Annotated in this window: 9 protein-coding genes; 6 read left to right on the top strand and 3 right to left on the bottom strand. The window is 73.5% G+C overall.

The annotated features are described in order from the left end of the window. Positions 1-155: 155 nt before the first annotated feature. The 4 genes from ANAE109_RS15650 to ANAE109_RS23600 all read left to right on the top strand — a co-directional run bounded on the left by ANAE109_RS15650 (position 156) and on the right by ANAE109_RS23600 (position 10,321). Positions 156-584, top strand: coding sequence for a bacteriohemerythrin (locus ANAE109_RS15650; RefSeq protein ID WP_012097865.1), 429 nt, complete (start codon positions 156-158; stop codon positions 582-584). 154 nt (positions 585-738) lie between these two features. Beyond that, entirely contained in the window at positions 739-2,361 is a 1,623-nt protein-coding gene (locus ANAE109_RS15645; protein WP_012097864.1) for a fumarate hydratase, read from the top strand. Positions 2,362-2,524: 163 nt separating this feature from the next. Then, positions 2,525-3,484: an aldo/keto reductase gene (locus tag ANAE109_RS15640; protein WP_012097863.1), complete on the top strand. Its 960-nt coding sequence runs from the start codon at positions 2,525-2,527 to the stop codon at positions 3,482-3,484. Between the two features lie 591 nt (positions 3,485-4,075). Then, a complete protein-coding gene (locus ANAE109_RS23600; RefSeq protein WP_012097862.1) occupies positions 4,076-10,321 on the top strand; it encodes a CxxxxCH/CxxCH domain-containing protein in 6,246 nt (2,081 codons plus the stop codon). Between the two features lie 54 nt (positions 10,322-10,375). On the opposite strand, the gene ANAE109_RS15630 is transcribed toward ANAE109_RS23600, so the two are convergent. The 3 genes from ANAE109_RS15630 to ANAE109_RS23595 all read right to left on the bottom strand — a co-directional run bounded on the left by ANAE109_RS15630 (position 10,376) and on the right by ANAE109_RS23595 (position 14,210). Then, positions 10,376-11,245: a universal stress protein gene (locus tag ANAE109_RS15630; RefSeq protein WP_012097861.1), complete on the bottom strand. Its 870-nt coding sequence runs from the start codon at positions 11,243-11,245 to the stop codon at positions 10,376-10,378. Between the two features lie 122 nt (positions 11,246-11,367). After that, positions 11,368-12,252, bottom strand: a complete 885-nt coding sequence (fdhD, locus tag ANAE109_RS15625) for a formate dehydrogenase accessory sulfurtransferase FdhD (RefSeq protein WP_012097859.1) — start codon at positions 12,250-12,252, stop codon at positions 11,368-11,370. Next, a complete protein-coding gene (locus ANAE109_RS23595) occupies positions 12,237-14,210 on the bottom strand; it encodes a Cache 3/Cache 2 fusion domain-containing protein (RefSeq protein WP_049768607.1) in 1,974 nt (657 codons plus the stop codon). The genes fdhD and ANAE109_RS23595 overlap by 16 nt, the downstream gene beginning before the upstream one ends. Before the next feature lie 185 nt (positions 14,211-14,395). Here ANAE109_RS23595 and ANAE109_RS15615 point away from each other — a divergent pair, with 185 nt between their 5' ends. Beyond that, a complete protein-coding gene (locus ANAE109_RS15615; RefSeq protein WP_083776902.1) occupies positions 14,396-16,381 on the top strand; it encodes a sigma-54-dependent Fis family transcriptional regulator in 1,986 nt (661 codons plus the stop codon). Positions 16,382-16,720: 339 nt separating this feature from the next. After that, positions 16,721-19,783, top strand: coding sequence for a formate dehydrogenase-N subunit alpha (gene fdnG / locus ANAE109_RS15605; RefSeq protein ID WP_083776901.1), 3,063 nt, complete (start codon positions 16,721-16,723; stop codon positions 19,781-19,783). Positions 19,784-19,805 lie beyond the last annotated feature (22 nt).

The raw sequence follows: 19,805 nt of genomic DNA, 5'->3' as shown, positions 1-19,805 counted from the left end.
CTCGGCGAGACGGCGTCGCCCCGGCGCCCAGGACGGTGCCGGGGCGACGCCCGCCCGGCCGGGGGGCCGGTCTCTCCCCGCCCGGTGACGGCGGACTTCCGGGACCGGGGTTATAGACCCGGGCGGCCCGCTCCCCCGCAAGGGACTCATCCTCGATGCCCTACGTCGATTCGAGCCAGCTCCCGGACCTGCCGCTCGCCTTCATGAACCGCGACCACGCCGAGGAGTTCCGCCTCCTCGAGGAGCTCGGGCAGGCGCTCGAGGCGCACGGGCAGGGGAGCGGGACGACCGACGAGATCCTGCAGCGCCTCGCGGTGCTCGCGGTCAAGACGCGCGAGCACTTCCTGCACGAGGAGTCGGTGATGCGCGAGGCCGCCTTCCCCGCCTACCTGCCGCACAAGATGGAGCACGACCGCGTCCTCGCCGAGATGGACGCCGAGGCGAAGGCGTTCCGGGAGCGGGGGGACACGAAGCGGCTGCGCCGGTACCTGATCGACTCGGTGCCCCGCTGGTTCGTGGCGCACACGACCTCGATGGACGTCGTGACGGCCGGCTTCGTGGCGGCCCGCCGAACCCCGCGCTGACTCGCCGCGCCGGCCGCTCGCCGCGCGAGTTCTGGACCCGAGCCGTCCGCTTGCGCGCCCTGCGCCCGGCCCCACCGGCGTCGACACGCCCCTGGGACTGTGGTTCTCTTTTGCCCCCAGGCACTTACGCCGCAGCCCCCGGAGACAAACGGCGATGGCGACCCCCGCGTTCCAGTACCAGGATCCGTTTCCCCTCGCGAAGGACGACACGAAGTACCGGCTGCTGACGCGCGACGGCGTGTCGGTGACGACGTTCGACGGCAAGGAGGTCCTCAAGGTCGAGCCGTCCGCGCTCGAGCGGCTCGCGCGCGAGGCGATCCGCGAGGTCTCGTTCTTCCTGCGCCCCTCGCACAACGAGCAGGTCGCGAAGATCCTCGGCGACCCCGAGGCGTCGCAGAACGACAAGGGCGTCGCGCTCGCGTTCCTGCGCAACGCCGAGATCGCCGCGCGCGGCGAGCTGCCCATCTGCCAGGACACCGGCACCGCGACGATCATCGCGAAGAAGGGGCAGCAGGTCTGGACGGGCGCGAAGGACGAGGAGTGGCTCTCGAAGGGCGTCTACGCGACGTACGTCGGCGAGAACCTCCGCTACTCGCAGACCGCCGCGCTCGACATGTACCAGGAGGTCAACACGGGCACGAACCTGCCCGCCCAGATCGACCTCTTCGCGACCGAGGGCGCCGAGTACAAGTTCCTCTTCATCACCAAGGGCGGCGGCTCCGCCAACAAGACCCAGCTCTGGCAGGAGACGAAGGCGCTCCTCACGCCCGAGAAGCTGGAGAAGTTCCTCGTCGACAAGATGCGCCACCTCGGCACGGCCGCCTGCCCGCCGTACCACATCGCGGTGGTCGTCGGCGGCACCTCCGCCGACCAGTGCGTGAAGACGGTGAAGCTCGCCTCGACGCGCTACTACGACGGGCTGCCGACGAAGGGCAACGAGCACGGCGTGGCGTTCCGCGACACGGAGCTCGAGGGCAAGCTGCTCGACGCGGCCAACAAGCTCGGCATCGGCGCCCAGTTCGGCGGCAAGTACTTCGCCCACGACGTGCGCGTGGTCCGGCTGCCGCGCCACGGCGCGTCCTGCCCGGTCGCGATGGCGGTCTCCTGCTCCGCCGACCGCAACGTGAAGGCCAAGATCAACAAGGAAGGCATCTGGATCGAGGAGCTGGATCACGCCCCCGAGCGGCTGATCCCGCTCGAGTACAAGAAGGGCAAGCACGAGCACGGCGTGAAGGTCGACCTGAACCGGCCGATGAGGGAGGTCCTGGCCGAGCTCACGAAGTACCCGGTGTCGACGCCCCTCCTCCTCAACGGGACGCTGGTCGTCGCGCGCGACATCGCGCACGCGAAGTTCAAGGAGCTCATCGACCAGGGCAAGGGAGTGCCGGACTACCTGAAGAATCACCCGGTCTACTACGCCGGCCCGGCGAAGACGCCGAAGGGCAAGCCGTCCGGCTCGTTCGGCCCGACGACGGCGGGGCGCATGGACTCCTACGTCGACCTGCTCCAGTCGCACGGCGCGTCGATGGTGATGATCGCCAAGGGCAACCGCAGCCAGCAGGTGACCGACGCGTGCAAGAAGCACGGCGGCTTCTACCTGGGGTCGATCGGCGGCCCCGCCGCGGTGCTCGCCGAGGAGAACATCAAGAAGGTCGAGTGCATCGACTTCCCCGAGCTGGGCATGGAGGCGGTCTGGAAGATCGAGGTCGAGAACTTCCCCGCCTTCATCCTCGTGGACGACAAGGGGAACGACTTCTTCAAGAAGCTCGGCTGCTGAGCTGAGGCGACCGGCGACGCGGGCCGGAGCCCTTCAGCCCGCGCCCGCCGGCCCGCCCGCTCCCCCCACGCCGCTCGCTCGCGCCGCTCGCGCTCCACCCGGGCGCGTGACAGCCGCTCCGGGTCGGACATCTCTATGCGCGGACCCTTCCACGGGAGCGCGCATGAAGACCCGGCGACTCGGCGACTCGGACATGGACGTCACCGTCCTCGGCTTCGGGAGCTGGGCGGCGGGAGGCGGCCAGTGGGAGTTCGCGTGGGGGCCGCAGGACGACGCGGCCTCGGTCGCCGCGATCCGCCGCGCCCTCGAGCGCGGCGTGAACTGGATCGACACCGCGGCGGTGTACGGGCTCGGCCACTCCGAGGAGATCGTGGCGCGCGCGCTCGACGGCGTCGCCTCGCGCCCCTACGTCTTCACGAAGTGCTCGATGGTCTGGGACGAGAAGGGGAGGATCGGCCGCTCGCTGCGCGGTGACTCCGTCCGCCGCGAGTGCGAGGCGAGCCTGCGCCGGCTGCGCGTGGACGCGATCGACCTCTACCAGATCCACTGGCCGGTGCAGGACCCCGCGGAGATGGACGACGGCTGGTCGACGCTCGCCGCGCTCAAGCGCGAGGGGAAGGTCCGCTGGATCGGCGTGTCGAACTACGACGTCGAGCAGCTCCGCAGCGCCGGCGACCTCGCGCCCGTCACCTCGCTCCAGCCGCGCTACTCGCTGCTGCACCGGGAGGTCGAGCAGGACGTGCTGCCGTACTGCCTCGAGAACGGGATCGGCGTCATCGCCTACTCCCCGATGGGCGCGGGCCTGCTCACCGGCAAGATGACGCGCGCCCGCGTCGAGGCGTTCCCGCCCGACGACTGGCGCCGCCGGAACCCGGACTTCCAGGAGCCGCGCCTCGCACGGAACCTCGCCCTGCAGGACCTGCTCGGCCACGTCGGCGCCCGCCACGGGACGACCGCGGCGGCCGTGTCGGTCGCGTGGACGCTCCTCCACCCCGCCGTCACCGGCGCGATCGTCGGCGCCCGCAGCGCGGAGCAGGTGGACGGCTTCGTGGAGGCCGCGGAGCTGGCGCTCACGAACGAGGACGTCGGCGAGATCGAGCGATTCCTGCTCGAGCACCCGTAGCGACCGCGACCTCGACCTCGCGACCTCGACCTCGCGACCTCGACCTCGCGACCGCGACCTCGCGACCTCGACCTCGACCCCGACCCCGACCTCGACCTCGACCTCGACCTCGACCCCGACCCCGACCCCGACCTCGACCTCGACCTCGACCTCGACCCCGACCTCGACCCCGACCTCGACCCCGACCTCGACCCCGACCTCGACCCCGACCTCGACCCCCACCTCGACCTCGACCTCGCCCTCGACCGCGACCGACCGTCGAACGTCGATCGTCGAACGCCGACCGCGACCGCGACCTCGACCCCATCGAGAGCAATCACGTTCGGTGAACCGGTGCCGACGCCCCGATCGGCGCTGAGCGGGCGCTGGCACGTGGGCGCGTGCGCACCTGCGCAGCGTTGCCGGCGTTGATCGGTAGCAAGCGACAGTGTGGGACGTGCCGAGTGCGCGCGCCTATGCCACTGTGCGCTGCGTGAAACGCGATGCCGGAGGGGGACGACCCCATCCGCCCGGGCGTCGCTTGATCGCTGTCACCTGCGATCGTGCAACACGACCTAACTTCCGAATCCTACGAGCGGGGAGGGTTTCGCCATGCAGGTCGGACTCTGGTCGTGCGCACGGCGGCGCCTACCTGCGCTGCTGCTGTGCGCCGCGGCGCTGGCCGCGGGTCCGCTCGGGTGCGGGAATGAGCGAACCATCCAGGGCGAGGCGGACGCCGCCACCTGCTCGCGGTGCCACGGCAGCGCCGAGAACTCGGCGCCCCCGCTCTCCGTGAAGGGTGCTCGCGACGGGCGCGACCCAGCCGTCGGCGCCCACCAGGTCCACGTGCGGGGCAGCGCCCTGCGCGCTCCGCTCGCCTGCTCCGACTGCCACGTGGTCCCCCAGGGCGCGGGCGTGGCGAGCCACATCGACGGCGAGGCCAGGATCAGCTTCGGGGCGCTGGCGCGCGCCGGCGGCGCGTCGCCCGAGTGGTTCCGCGCCACGGCGAGCTGCAGCGCCACCTATTGCCACGGCGCGACCCTCCACGGGGGCGCCCTGACCGCGCCGGTGTGGACCGGAGGCGCGTCCCAGGCCGCGTGCGGTGCGTGTCACGGCCTCCCTCCGCCGCCCCCGCACGTGCAGAACCCCGACTGCGGGCGGTGCCACGTCGGCTACTCCGCCGGAGCGGTCGTCGCGGCCACCCACGTGGACGGCAAGGTCGACGTGAAGCCGCTCGGGTGCAACGGCTGCCACGGCTCCGCGACGAGCGCCGCGCCCCCGATCGGCACGGCCGGAGACACCGCGAACACGACGGTCGCGGTCGGCGCGCACCAGGAGCACCTGCGGGACGGGGCCATCCGGGCGCGGCTGAGGTGCGAGGACTGTCACGCCCTCCCGACGGAGACGCTCCACGCGGACGGCACGGTCGATCTCGACTGGGGCGCGCTCGCCACGGCGGACGGCGCGACGCCTTCGTTCGACGCCGGCAGCGCGACGTGCAGCTCCACCTACTGCCACGGCGCCACCCTCGCGGGCGGCGGCGGGCTGCTCACGGCGCCGGTCTGGACGACGGTGGACGGCACGCAGGCTTCGTGCGGCGCCTGCCACCTGGCGCCGCCGGGGTTGCCGCACCCGCAGCGAGCCGACTGCCGGCCGTGTCACCCCGGCACGCTGAAGCCGGACGGGACGGGCATCGACGTCGCCGGTGGCCAGCACGTCGACGGCACGCTGGATCTCGCGCCGCTCACCTGCTCGATGTGCCACGGCTCCGAGACGAACGCCGCGCCGCCGCTGAGCACGCTGGGGGAGAGCGACACGTCCGCGATCGCGGTCGGCGCGCACCAGAAGCACGTGCGCACCGGCCCGATTCGCAGCGCCATCGAGTGCGTCGAGTGTCACGTGACGCCCGCGCCGACGGAGTACCTGCACGCGAACGGCGAGGTGGACGTCGACTGGGGACCCCTCGCCGCGAGGGGCACCACGCCCGCGTGGGCGCGTGCGAGCGCGACCTGCGCGTCGACCTACTGCCACGGCGCGACGCTCGCCCTCGGAGGCGGGACGGCGACGACTCCGGTGTGGACCTCCGTGTCCGAGGGCCCGACCGCGTGCGACGCCTGCCACGGGGCGCCGCCGCCGCTGCCGCATCCGCAGAGCGCGGACTGCAGCCGCTGCCACTCCGGCACGGTGCTCGCCGACGGTGGGATCCACGTCGCCGGTGGCCTTCACATCGACGGGACGGTCCAGGCGGAAGGGAAGGGCACCTGTACCGCGTGCCACGGTACTCCGGGCGTCAACCCGGCGCCGCCGTTCGGCACGCGCGGCGAGACGCTGACGAGCCAGCGGGCGGTCGGCGCGCACCAGAAGCACGTGGTGACGGGCAGCATTCGCGCCGCGTTCGCGTGCAGCGACTGCCACGCGCGGGTGACCGACCTCGGCGCCCACGCGAACGGCGCGATCTCGCTGCCGTTCACCGGGCTCGCCTCGAGCGGGACGACCCCGCTGTGGAACGGGACGACCTGCGCGTCGACCTACTGCCACGGCGCGACGCTCGCGGCGGGCGGCGCCAACCAGGCGCCGACGTGGACCGTCGTGTCCAGCGGTCCGGCCGGCTGCGGCTCCTGCCACGGAGCGCCGCCGCCGTTGCCGCACCCGCAGAGCACGGACTGCAGCCGCTGCCACTCCGGCACGGTGCTCGCCAGCGGCGCGATCGACCTGGCCCGCGGCCAGCACATCGACGGCACGGTCCAGGTGGACGGGGGCGGGTGCACGGCCTGCCACGGCACCGAGGGCGTGAACCCGGCGCCGCCGCTCGGCACGAACGGCGAGACCCTGACCACCCAGCGCGCGGTGGGTGCGCACCAGAAGCACGTCGTGGATGGGAACATCCGCAAGGCCTTCGCGTGCAGCGACTGCCACGCGCCGGTGACGGACCTCACCCACGTGAACGGCACGATCACGATGCCCTTCGACGGCCTCGCCTCGCTGGGCACCGCGCCGGTGTGGAATGGCGCGACGTGCGCGTCCACCTACTGCCACGGCGCGACGCTCGCCGCGGGCGGCGCCAACCAGGCGCCGACGTGGACCGTCGTGTCCAGCGGTCCGACCGGCTGCGGCTCCTGCCACGGAGCGCCGCCGCCGTTGCCGCACCCGCAGAGCACGGACTGCAGCCGCTGCCACTCCGGCACGGTGCTCGCCAGCGGCGCGATCGACCTGGCCCGCGGCCAGCACATCGACGGCACGGTCCAGGTGGACGGGGGCGGGTGCACGGCCTGCCACGGCACCGAGGGCGTGAACCCGGCGCCGCCGCTCGGCACGAACGGCGAGACCCTGACCACCCAGCGCGCGGTGGGTGCGCACCAGAAGCACGTCGTGGATGGGAACATCCGCAAGGCCTTCGCGTGCAGCGACTGCCACGCGCCGGTGACGGACCTCACCCACGTGAACGGCGCGATCTCGCTGCCGTTCACCGGGCTTGCCTCGAGCGGGACGACCCCGCTGTGGAACGGGGCGACGTGCGCGTCCACCTACTGCCACGGCGCGACGCTCGCCGCGGGCGGCGCCAACGAGGCGCCGACGTGGACCGTCGTGTCCAGCGGTCCGACCGGCTGCGGTTCCTGCCACGGAGCGCCGCCGCCGTTGCCGCATCCGCAGACCACGGACTGCAGCCGCTGCCACTCCGGCACCGTGCTCGCCAGCGGCGCGATCGACCTGGCCCGGGGGCAGCACATCGACGGGACCGTTCAGGTGGACGGGGGCGGGTGCACGGCCTGTCACGGCACCGAGGGCGTGAACCCCGCCCCGCCGCTCGGCACGAACGGGGAAACCCTGACCACCCAGCGCGCCGTCGGCGCACACCAGAAGCACCTGGTGACGGGCACCATCCGCGCAGCCTTCGCGTGCAGCGACTGCCACGCGCCGGTGACGGACCTCACCCACGTGAACGGCGCGATCTCGCTGCCGTTCACCGGGCTTGCCTCGAGCGGGACGACCCCGCTGTGGAACGGGGCGACGTGCGCGTCCACCTACTGCCACGGCGCGACGCTCGCCGCGGGCGGCGCCAACGAGGCGCCGACGTGGACCGTCGTGTCCAGCGGTCCGACCGGCTGCGGTTCCTGCCACGGAGCGCCGCCGCCGTTGCCGCATCCGCAGACCACGGACTGCAGCCGCTGCCACTCCGGCACCGTGCTCGCCAGCGGCGCGATCGACCTGGCCCGGGGGCAGCACATCGACGGGACCGTTCAGGTGGACGGGGGCGGGTGCACGGCCTGTCACGGCACCGAGGGCGTGAACCCCGCCCCGCCGCTCGGCACGAACGGGGAAACCCTGACCACCCAGCGCGCCGTCGGCGCACACCAGAAGCACCTGGTGACGGGCACCATCCGCGCAGCCTTCGCGTGCAGCGACTGCCACGCGCCGGTGACGGACCTCACCCACGTGAACGGCACGATCTCGCTGCCGTTCACCGGGCTCGCCTCGAGCGGGACGACCCCGGTGTGGAACGGGGCGACGTGCGCGTCCACCTACTGCCACGGCGCGACGCTCGCCGCGGGCGGCGCCAACGAGGCGCCGACGTGGACCGTGGTCTCCACGGGCCCGACCGGCTGCGGTTCCTGCCATGGAAGCCCGCCGCCTCTGCCGCACCCGCAGAACACCGACTGCAACCGCTGCCACCCGGGCACGGTGCTCGCCACGGGCGTGATCGACCTGGCCCGCGGGCAGCACATCGACGGGACCGTCCAGGTGGACGGAGGCGGGTGCACCGCCTGCCACGGCACGGACGGCCTGAACCCCGCGCCCCCGCTCGGCACGAACGGCGAGACGCTGACCACGCAGCTCGCGGTCGGCGCGCACCAGAAGCACGTCGTGGATGGGAACATCCGCAAGGCCTTCACGTGCAGCGACTGCCACGCGCCGGTGACGGACCTCACCCACGTGAACGGCACGATCTCGCTGCCGTTCGAAGGGCTCGCCGCCACCTCGCCGGCGACCCCCACCTGGACGCGCGCGACCGCCACGTGCAGCTCCACCTACTGCCACGGCGCGACGCTGGGCGCGGGCGGCTCGACCCACGCGCCGGTGTGGACGCAGGTCTCGGCCGGCGACACCTCCTGCACGAGCTGCCACGGGTTCCCGCCGCCGACGCCGCATCCGCAGAACCCGCTCTGCAACTCCTGCCATCCGCTCACCGTTCGGATCGACGGCAAGATCGACGTCGCGGGTGGACGCCACGTCGACGGGATCGTCGACGTGGCCGGGCTCACCTGCCGCTCCTGCCACGGCTCGTCCGCGAATCCCGCGCCGCCCGTGGGCACGCGCGGCGAGAGCGAGACCACCGAGCTCGCCGTCGGCGCGCACCAGAAGCACGTCCAGGACGGCCCGATCCGCGCCGCCGTGCCATGCGAGGAGTGCCACGTCGTCCCGACGGAGCTCCTGCACGGGAACGAGACCGTGGACCTCGCGTGGGGCCCGCTCGCGACGGCGCTCGGCGCCGCGCCGTCGTGGGACCCCTCGCAGGCGACCTGCGCAAGCACCTACTGTCACGGCGCGCAGCTCGCGGCCGGCGGCGCCCTCACCACGCCCACGTGGACGGACGTCTCGCCGGGCCAGACCTCGTGCGGCTCCTGCCACGGCGCACCGCCCCCGCCGCCCCATCCGGTCGCGGCCAGCTGCGCCGGCTGCCACCCCGACACGGTGAAGCCCGACGGCACGATCGACGTCGCCGGAGGCCGCCACATCGACGGCAAGCTCGACGCCAGCGGCACGTGTGGCGCGTGCCACGGCGTGCCGCCCACGAACGGCGCGCACCTCGCGCACGCGGCTTTCCCGACGCCGGACGTGCCGCAGTACGGCGACCTCCGGATCCTCGAGGCGTACGCGCCGGAGGGCGGCCCGGCCTACCGGTTCGGCTGCGGCCACTGTCACCCGCTCGACGCCGCGAAGCACATGGACTTCGAGCTCGAGGTGGAGCTGAGCCCCGCCGGCGCGGGGACGGGGTCCCTGCGCGCGCGGAACGCTCCGGACGCCGCCTACGACGAGTCGACCGGCCGCTGCAGCGGCGTGTACTGCCACTCCTCGGGCCAGGCGATCCCCGCGTACGCGCTCGCGCCCGCCTGGACCTCGGGGGCGGACCTCGCCTGCGACGGCTGCCACGGGAACCCGCCGCGGTACCCGTCCGGCGGCGAGGGCGCGGTGAACGCGAACGGTCACCTCGGGCTCACCGACCGCGGCCGCGAGTTCGGCCACTACGCGGGCCTGGGTGGGCCGGCGCACGCGAGCAAGCACGGCAGCGCGCAGCCGGGCGTGGGGGCGGCGGCGATCACCTGCCAGGCCTGCCACTACGCGACGACCGATCCCACGGCGGTCGGGCCCTCCGGCGTCTACTGGCTCGACACGACGGGGAGCTACCAGCTCCCCGGCGGCGATCCCGCGCGGCTCTCCGATCCGCTCTGGAAGGCGACGCAGTGCGGGACGTGTCACGCCGCGGGCGCGGCGCCGGTGGGTGCGGGGAGGGTCCTGCCCCTCACGCACGTCAACGGCCGGCGCGACGTCGCGTTCGATCCGCGCACGACGCTCCCGCCGAGCTCGGGCCTGCCGCCCGCGCCGGACACGCCCACGCGGCCGTACTGGGTGGCGCCGGCGAAGTTCTGCGAGGCGGTCCCGGCCGGCGCCGTCATCGACGGCACGACGCTCTCCATAGAGCTGTCCGGCGCGGCGTACGATCCGGCGACGAAGCGGTGCTCGGGCGTGGCCTGCCACCTCGGTGACGCGCCGGTCTGGGGGCGGCCCTACCTGAACCCCGGGAACACCACCGGCACCGAGAGCTGCTGCCGCTGCCACTCGAGCCGCTGCGCACCGTGAGAGAGGTGAGGTGTCCCCGCCGCGCCGGCGCCGGCGCGGCGGGACCCCGCGCTGTCACGCGCGCGGCGGCACGACCGCGACGGGGACCGCCGCCGTCGCGGCGAGCTCCCGCCCCATGCTCGGCGTGGCGAGGCGATCGAGCGCGACCCGGCGCGAGGCGCCGATGACGAGGAGGGGCGCGTCGCGCTCCACGGCGACGGCATCGGCCCGGTCGAGCACGTCGCCCTGCTCGACGAGCCGCTCGTCGGCGCGGAGCCCCTCGCGCTCGAGCCATACCCCGAGCGCGACCTCCGCCGCGCGCCGCTGCTCCCGGGCGATCTCCTCCACGGTCGCACCCTTCAGGAAGGGCAGCTCGAGGTAGGGCGCCACGTGGAGCACCACGAGCCGGCGGCCCGTCTGCTCCGCCAGGCGCGCCGCGAACCGGCACGCCTCGGTCGCGGACTCGTCGAGGCTCGTCAGCGCGATGACGGGACCGCTGCCCAGCCCGGCGGTCTCGACGTCGGGCGGCACCACCACGACGGGCGCGGGGAGCCTCCGCAGTAGCCGGCGAGCCACGCGGCCGAGGCGGACGAGGGCCGACTCCGAACGCCCCGCGATGCGCCCCACGATGAGCGCGTCGGCGTCGTGCCGGGCCAGCGCCGCGGCGAGCCCCTCGTCCGCGCTGCTCGCCTGGACGATCTCGAGCTCCTGCACGCGATCGCCCGGCGCCTCCCGCTCGAGCATCTTGTGGCCGGCGTCGCGGGCCGCCGCGAGCACCTCGTCCATGTGCTGGAACTTGAGCGCGGCGCGCAGGTGATCCGGCTCCAGCACGTGGACCGCGATGAACCGCTCCTCGGCCTTCGGCACCGTCTTGGTGAGCCAGGTCGCGAAGTGCAAGGCGCCGCTGCAGCGCGGCCGCAGGTCGAGTCCGATGATCCACTTCATGGCGATGGCGCCCCCCGCGCGGTCGCGGCCGGGGCCCGCCCGGGCCGCGCCTCCATTGTCACGGACCCAGCCCGCGGCGTCGACGCCATTGGGAGGTGGCGGCGTCGAGGCGGCGTCCGGTCTCAGAGGCCGATCAGGCGCTCGGCGCCCGCGTAGACGTTCATTCGCCCGGGGCGCACGAACCCCGCGAGGGTGAGGCCGGCGGCCCGCGCGAGCTCCACCGCGAGCGAGGTGGGCGCCGAGACGGTGGCGACGATCGGGACGCGCGCGCGGGCGGCCTTCTGGACGATCTCGAACCCCGCCCGGCTGCTCACCGTCAGCAGCGCCGGCCGGAGCTCGGGTGCGCCGGCGGCGGCCTCCGCCCGCGCGAGCAGGAGCGCGCCGACGACCTTGTCGACCGCGTTGTGGCGCCCGACGTCCTCGTGCGCGGCGACGAGCGACCCGTCCTGCGCCCACAGCGCCGCGACGTGCGCGCCGCCGGTCGCCGCGAACACGGGCTGGTGATCGCGGAGCGCCTCCACCTTCTCGGCGAGGAGGGCGGCCGGGACGGGCGCGATCGGCTCGGGGGGCACGAGGCCGGCCACGAGGTCCTCGACGGCACGCCGCCCGCACACGCCGCAGGCGGAGCTGGAGGCGGACGCGCGCCGGGTGCCCTCGATCCGCTCCCAGTCGATGCGCGCGCCCGAGGCCGGGGCGAGCTCGATCGCGCTGCCGTACGCCTCCTCGCCCGGGCGGCCGCAGTGGTAGACGGCGCTGAACTCGGAGGCGGAGGAGACGATGCCCTCCGAGAAGAGGTAGCCGAGGGCGAGCCGGTGGTCGTCACCTGGCGTCCGCATCAGCACGCCGACCGTCTCGCCCGCGATGCGGATCTCGAGCGGCTCCTCGAGGGCCACGAGGTCCGACACCGCGTCGCCGCCGGGGCGCCGGAGCGCGGTGGCCGCGGCGCGCCCCGCGAGCTGCGCGGCGCGCGCGCGGGCCGGATCGGGGGCGGTCACCGGACGAGGCACGGCCGGCACTCCGGACCCTCGCTGCGGCCTCCGCCATCCTCCGCGGCGCCCCGCCGGAGGGCGGTCTGATCCGTCACCACCTCGAGCGCGCCCACCACGCGCCCGTCGCCGTCGCGGAGCGGCACCGCCGAGTAGAAGATCTCCAGATCGAGCCCTTCGGGGTGGGCCTCGGTCTCGCTGCTCACCTCGCGGCCCTCCGCCATCGCGCGGCCGCCGGCGCAGCGCCCGGTTCTGCAGTCGCCGGTGCGGAAGCTGTCGTAGCACTTGGTGCCGATGAGCTCCTGCTGCGTGCGCCCGAGGAGGCTCGCGCCCGTCTGGTTCATGTAGCGGATGTCGAACTCGGTCCCGACGATCATGGCCGGCGCCGGCATGGCGTCGAGGTGGCCGACGAGCGACGAGAGGGTCGCGTTCACGCCCTCCACCACCTTGCGGAAGTCGCCCTGGTGCCGCGAGGGATCCGCCCGCACCGTCAGGCGGCCCTCGACCGCCGCCTGGGAGAGCGCGCCCGCGTCCTCGACCAGCCGCCGCAGCTCGGACTGCGCCGACTGGAAGCTCCGCGTCAGCTCGTCGCGGTCGGAGCGGAGCACGAGCGGGGTGGAGAGGTCTCCGCGCGCGACGGCTGCCGCGCCGCGGGCGACCTCCTGGATGTAACGGATGGTGCCGCGGAAGGCCTCCGCCAGCCGGCCGACCTCGTCGCCCGAGCGGTAGGTCACCTCCTGCTGCACGTCTCCCTCGGCGATGCGCTCGGCGGCGAGCGCCATCGCCTCGAGCGGCGCGGCGAGCCGGCTCGCCGCCTTGCGGGCGGCCCAGATGCTCGCGAGGAGGAGCAGCAGGCCGACGCCCACCACCGTCACGGCGGACGCGGCGAGGGAGGACTGCACCTCGCGCAGCGCGGCGACCGCCTCGCTGCGGTCCATCTCCGCGACGATCACCCAGTCCCACGGCGCGAAGTAGGTGACCGCGGCCACGCGCTCGCGGGGCGCCCCCGCGCCGTCCCGCAGCGCGTAGGACAGGCGGACCGTCCCGCCCTCCGCCTCCTTCGCCGCGCGCAGCACGCGCTGGACGTACTCCTCGCCGCGGGCGTCGCGCGCCTCCCACGCGTCCTCTCCGTCCGCGTGGCCGGGCGGCGGGATGAGGTACTTGCCGCGCTGGTTGCCGCTCGCCCCGAGCACGTGGATGGCGCCGGTCTGCCCGATGCGGGAGGCGGCCACACCGGCGCGGATGCCCTCGAGCGAGTCCTGCCGCAGCCCGATGAACAGCATCCCGGCGATGCGTCCGCTCGCGTCGCGGATCGGCTCGTAGCCGGAGAGGTACCAGCGGTCGATCACCCGCGCGCGCCCGCGGTAGGTCTCGCCGCGCAGCACGGTCGAGACGACCGGGTTCGCCCCGCCGTCGGGATCGACCGCCGGGATGTAGGTCCCGATCGCGCGGGCGCCCTTCTCGTCGGGCACCGTGGTCGCCACGCGGAGCATGTCGCCGCGCTCGTTCATGCGCTGGAACAGCGTGGCCTCGGCGCCGACCAGCTCGCGCACGCGATCCACGAGCAAGCTCGGCCGGGCCGGATCGGCGTTCTGGCCCGCCCATTCGCCGCCGAGGAGCAGCTTCGGGAGGACCACCTCCGCCGCGCTGCGGTCCAGCTGGTTCACCGCGGACCAGCGCACCGTCTCCGAGGAGAAGGAGAGCGGCCCGAGCCGCTCCATCTGGTCGCGCGCGACGCGCAGGCTGCGCGGCACCTGGAGCCAGAGCTCGCGGTGAGCGGACTCGCAGAGGGTCTGCAGGTCGTGGGCCGCCCGCGAGAGCCCCTCCTCGGCGAGGCGCCCCATGCTCGCCTCGACGCGGCCGGCGATGCGGCTGCGCTGCACGGCGAACACGACGAGGAAGGCGGCCACGAGCAGCGCGGTGGGGAGCAGGGCGACGAGCAGGATCTTGCGGCGAAGATCGAGTCCGGGCGTTCGCATGTGAGGCACGTCTTCCTCCCGAGAGGCTCGCGTCGCCTGCGAGAATCGCGCCGCGCGGCGGCGGCCGCCCGGGCTGGCGGCCGGTCGCACTTTCGTGAGCCGCGCGTCCGCAGAACCTGTAAGTAAAGGGGGATATACCGCGAAGCGCGCCATCCTGCGAGGCGCGCGGCCGTCGGTGCGCCTCGATGCACGTACTCCCGGATGCAACAGACCGCTCGTCACTCCGGCGCCGCCTCGACCGCGCGTGGGAGCGCTTCTTGCGCGACGGCGAGCTGGAGGGCGTCCGGCCGGAGATCGCGCGCTCCTGGACGCGCGTCCGCGACCTCTACCGGGTGGATCCGGCGCTCCGCCGCGCCCCGCTCGACGCCGGCGGCGAGGTGCTGCGCCGCCGCGGCGAGGACGAGACGTTCGAGCTCGCGCGCCCCGTGCTCGCCCAGCTCTCGGCGAGGCTCGGGGAGACGGGGCACGCCCTCGCCCTCCTCGACGCGGAGGGGCGCGTGCTGTCGATCGGCGGCGACCCCCACGTCGTCGCGCGCCTCGCCGAGCTCAACCTCACCCCCGGGGCGAGCTGGCGCGAGGAGGTCGCGGGGACGAACGGCGCGGGGACGGCGCTCGCCGAGCGCCGCCCGGTGGAGGTCTTCGCGTCCGAGCACTTCGTCGAGGCGTGGCACCCGTGGGCGAGCGCGGCGGCCCCCATCGTCGCGCCCGGCGGTGAGCTCGTGGGGCTCGTCCAGGTCACCGGGCCGTGGGACACCCGGGAGCCGCAGGGGGTCGTGGCCGCGGTCGCGATCGCGGCGGCGGTGGAGGAGCGGCTCCGCGCCCGCGCGGAGCTGCGCGACGAGCTCGTCCGCCACGCGTTGCGGGCCGCGCGGAGCTCCGGCGACGGGGTGGTCGCGGTGGACGCGCGCGGCCGCGTGCTCGCCGCGAACGACGCCGCCCGGCGGCGGCTCGCCTTCGAGGGAGGCGAGCTGCCGCGGAGCACGCGGGAGCGGATCGTCGCCGCGCTGCACGGCTCCGAGGCGACCCGCGAGGACGAGCTCACGGTCGAGTGGCCGGGCGCGGGGGACGAGCGGCGGCGGGTGGTCTGCTCCGTGGTCGCGCACGAGCGGCGTCCGGTCGGCGCGCTCCTCTTCGCGGCGGCCCCGGCCGGGCGCGCGTCGCGCGGCGCGGCCAGGCAGCGGCTCGCGGCGCGCTACGGGTTCGAGGCGATCCTGGGAGGCTCCGCGCGGCTGCGGACCGCGCTCGATCTCGCCGAGGTCGCGGCGCGGAACGACCTGCCGGTGGTGCTCCACGGCGAGTCCGGCACGGGCAAGGAGCTGTTCGCGCACGGCATCCACGCCGGCGGCGCGCGCGCCGACGAGCCGTTCGTGGCCCTGAACTGCGGCGCCATCCCGGCCGCGCTCGTCGAGGCGGAGCTGTTCGGCTACGAGCCCGGGACCTTCACCGGCGCGCAGCGGGAGGGCAAGGCCGGGAGGTTCGAGGAGGCCGACGGCGGGACCCTCTTCCTCGACGAGATCAGCGAGCTCCCGCCGCAGGCGCAGACGGCGCTCCTGCGCGTGCTCCAGGAGTCGGAGGTGGTCCGCCTGGGCGGGAGCGCGCCCCGGCCCGTGGACGTGCGCATCGTGGCCGCCACGAACCGGCGGCTGTACGATCAGGTCGAGACCGGCCGGTTCCGCCAGGACCTCTACTTCCGCCTGAACGTGCTCCACGTGGACATCCCGCCGCTGCGCGACCGCAGCGAGGACGTGCCGCTCCTCGCGCGCGCGTTCCTGCGCGAAGCCGAGGAGCGCATGGGCCGCGCCGGGCTGGAGCTGTCGGAGGAGTCGAAGGCGCTGCTCCTCGCCCACCCGTGGCCGGGGAACGTCCGCGAGCTCAGGAACGTCATCATGCGCGCCGCCGCCGTGGCGTCGGGCGCGCGGATCGAGCCCGCCGATCTGCGGCTCGGCCCTGCGCGTCCGGCAGCCGCGCCGGCGCGCCCCGCGGCGCCCTCTCCCGCGGTCGAGCGCCCCCCGCAGCCGCTCGCGGCCGCCGAGGGGGAGGGACCGGAGCGGGAGGAGCTCGTCGCGGCGCTCGACGCGTCCGGCTGGAACATCGCGCGGACGGCGGCGTCGCTCGGCGTCTCGCGCATGACCCTCTACCGGCGCCTGCGGAAGTTCGGCATCACCCGCTAGCGCGACCACCGCGCGGCGCGCATCGCACCTCACGGCGGGTCGCTGCGCGACGCGTGACGGTGTCACGCCAATCGGCGTGACATGTCACAGGCGCACCGTGACACCTGTGACGCCGGCGCCGGCTCCTCGTCGCTCCGCCGCGCGCAAACGCTGTCGCGCGCCCGTCCTGCGGGGCCGCGCCGCGCATCCGTTTCGCGCCGCCCCGCTGGCAGATCTCTTGCTCTGCGGCCGCACCGGCGCACGGACGCCAAAAAAGACCTGAGCGGTCAAGTACATGCGGCATCCGGCGAAGGCTTCGCAGTCCAGCAGCGGCCAGCAGGGGAACCGGAAAGGGAAGCGATGAGCATCAGCAGAAGAGACTGGTTGAAGTGGACGGCCGGCGGTGGCGCCGGCCTCGCGCTCGCCGAGCTCGGCTTCAGCGCGTCGAAGGTCCAGGCGGCGACGGGGCACCTGAAGCTCACGGGCGCGAAGCAGTACACGACCGCCTGTAACTTCTGCTCCTGCGGCTGCGGGATGGTCTGCAACGTGGTGGACGGCAAGCTCGTCAACCTCGAGGGCGATCCCGATCACGTCATCAATCAGGGCGCGCTCTGCTCGAAGGGCGCGGCCATGCAGGCGACCCATGAGTCCGATCGGCGCGTGAAGACGCCGATGTACCGGGCGCCGGGCTCGGACCGCTGGCAGGAGATCAGCTGGGACGAGGCGTTCGAGAAGCTCGCCCGCAAGGTGAAGGAGGTCCGCGACTCGACCTGGATCGCCACCGAGAAGGCCGGCGACGTCGAGTACCCGGTGAACCGCACCGACGCGATCGGCTTCCTGGGCGGCGCGCAGAACACCAACGAGGAGTGCTACCTCTGGAACAAGATGGGGCGGCTCTTCGGAGCGAGCTTCATCGAGCACCAGGCCAGGCTTTGACACAGCCCCACGGTCCCCAGTCTGGGGGCCTCGTTCGGCCGTGGCGCGATGACGAACCACTGGGCGGATCTGCAGAACGCCAAGGTGTTCCTCATCGAGGGCAGCAACGCCGCCGAGAACCACGTGATGTCGATGAAGTGGATCCGGAAGGCGCAGGCGAAGGGCGCGAAGATCATCCACGTCGACCCGCGCTTCAACCGCACCTCGTCGATCGCGGACATCTTCGCCCGCATCCGTCCGGGCGCTGACATCGCGTTCCTCGGCGCGATGATCAACCACGTCCTCGCGAACAAGCTCTACGACGAGGAGTACGTCAAGCTGCACACGAACGCGCTGCTCCTCGCGAAGGACGAGTTCGGCTTCGACGAGGGCGTGTTCACCGGCTACCACGGGGACGCGCACAAGTACGACACCGCCTCGTGGGCGTACGACCTCGACGCGGCGACGCAGAAGCCCAAGAAGGCGGCCAGCCTCGACGACCCGCGGAGCGTGTTCGCGAAGCTGAAGCAGCACTTCGCGCGCTACACCCTCGAGGTGGGCGAGGAGATCTCGGGCGTCCCGGCGGACCAGATCAAGCTCATCGCCGAGACCTTCGCGAACAACCGCCCGGGCACGATCCTCTACGCGCTCGGGATGACGCAGCACACCGTCGGCATCCAGAACATCCGCTGCTACGGCATCCTCCAGCTGCTCCTCGGCAACATCGGCAAGGTCGGCGGCGGCGTGAACGCCCTGCGCGGCGAGCCGAACGTCCAGGGCGCCTGCGACATGTCCGTCCTGAACGGCTACATGTTCGGCTACATCAACGCCCCCAACCACGACCACCCGACGCTCGAGGCGTGGACGAAGTCGAACGGGACGTTCCGGCGGAAGTTCACCGTCAACGGCCTCAAGGCGTGGTTCGGCGACAACGCCACGGCCGAGAACGACTTCGGCTGGCGCTGGCTCCCGAAGAAGAACGGCGCGAAGGACTACACCGTCTACGGGATGATCGACGACGCGTACGCCGGGAAGCTGAAGCTCCTGTGGGCCGTCGGACAGAACCCGATGGTCACGAACCCGAACCTGAACTACGTGCACGAGGCGCTGTCGAAGCTCGACATGCTCGTGGTGCAGGAGCTGTGGGACACGGAGACGGCCAGCTTCTGGCAGCGGCCGGGCGCGGACCCGAAGGCCATCCAGACCGAGGTGCTCCTCCTCCCCGCCGCCTACTTCATGGAGAAGGAGGGCACGATCACCGGCTCGGGCCGCCTCGTGCAGTGGCGCTACGAGGCGGTGAAGCCGCCCGGCCAGGCCAAGGCCGACCTCGACATCATCGACACGGTCTTCCGCAAGGTGCGCGACCTCTACGCTGGGTCCACCGACCCGAAGGACGAGCCGCTCCAGAAGGCGGTCTGGAACTACCCCGCGGAGAACAAGGCGGAGGCGGTGCTCCAGGAGATCAGCGGCCGCGTCGTGAAGGAGGTCACCCTGCCGGACGGCAAGGTCCTGAAGCCGGGCACCTTGGTGGCCGGGATCGGGCAGCTCCAGGCGGACGGCTCGACCTCGTCGGGCGTCTGGATCTACGCGGGCGTGTTCGGGGGAGGGAAGAACCTCTCGAAGCGCCGTGACGCGAAGACCGATCCCTCCGGGCTCGGCATGTTCCCCGGCTTCGCGTGGTCCTGGCCCGGCAACATGAAGATCCTCTACAACCGCGCCTCCTGCGACGCGAGCGGGAAGCCCTGGGCCGGCACGACCCCCGTCATCTGGTGGGACGCGACGGAGAACAAGTGGAAGGGCGTGGACACGCCGGACGTGCCGGACCCCACGAAGGGCCCGGACACGCCGGAGGGGCAGCGCGCCTTCCGCATGACGGGCGAGGGCGTCGGCCGGCTCATGGCCGCCGTCTACAAGGACCCGGACGCGAAGGAGAAGGGGCTGCCGCGCGACGGCTCGTACACGCCCAAGGACGGCCCGTTCCCCGAGTTCTACGAGCCGATCGAGAGCCCGGTCGCGAACGTGCTGCACCCGACCGTCCAGCACAACCCGTGCGTGAAGTACCCGCGCGTCCCGGGCAAGCAGCCCGTCGGGACGGCGAAGGACTTCCCGTACGTCCTCATGACGTCCTCCATCGCGGAGCACTGGTGCGCCGGGTCCACCACCCGCAACGTGCCCTGGCTCAACGAGCTGCAGCCGGAGTGCGTCGTGGAGCTGCCCACGCAGCTCGCCGAGCAGCTGCACGTGAAGGGCGGCGACCGGGTGAAGGTCTCGTCGGCGCGCGGTGAGATGGTCGTGAAGGCCGTCGTCACGAAGCGCATGCAGGTCATGAAGATCGCCGGGCAGGACGTGCCGGTGGTGTGGATGCCCTACAACTGGGGTTTCAAGGGGCTCTCGACCGGTCCGTCGACGAACGTGCTGACCATCGACGCGGTGGACCCCGGCGCGGGCACGCAGGAGACGAAGGCCTGCCTCGTCAACGTGGTGCGCGTGGCGGAGGCGGTGGCGTAGCGGCCTCACGGCCGCGACGCCT

The sequence above is a fragment of the Anaeromyxobacter sp. Fw109-5 genome, assembly GCF_000017505.1.
Taxonomy (GTDB): domain Bacteria; phylum Myxococcota; class Myxococcia; order Myxococcales; family Anaeromyxobacteraceae; genus Anaeromyxobacter.
The sequence above is the reverse complement of the archived record's forward strand: the minus strand, read 5'-3'. Positions and strand labels throughout refer to the sequence as shown.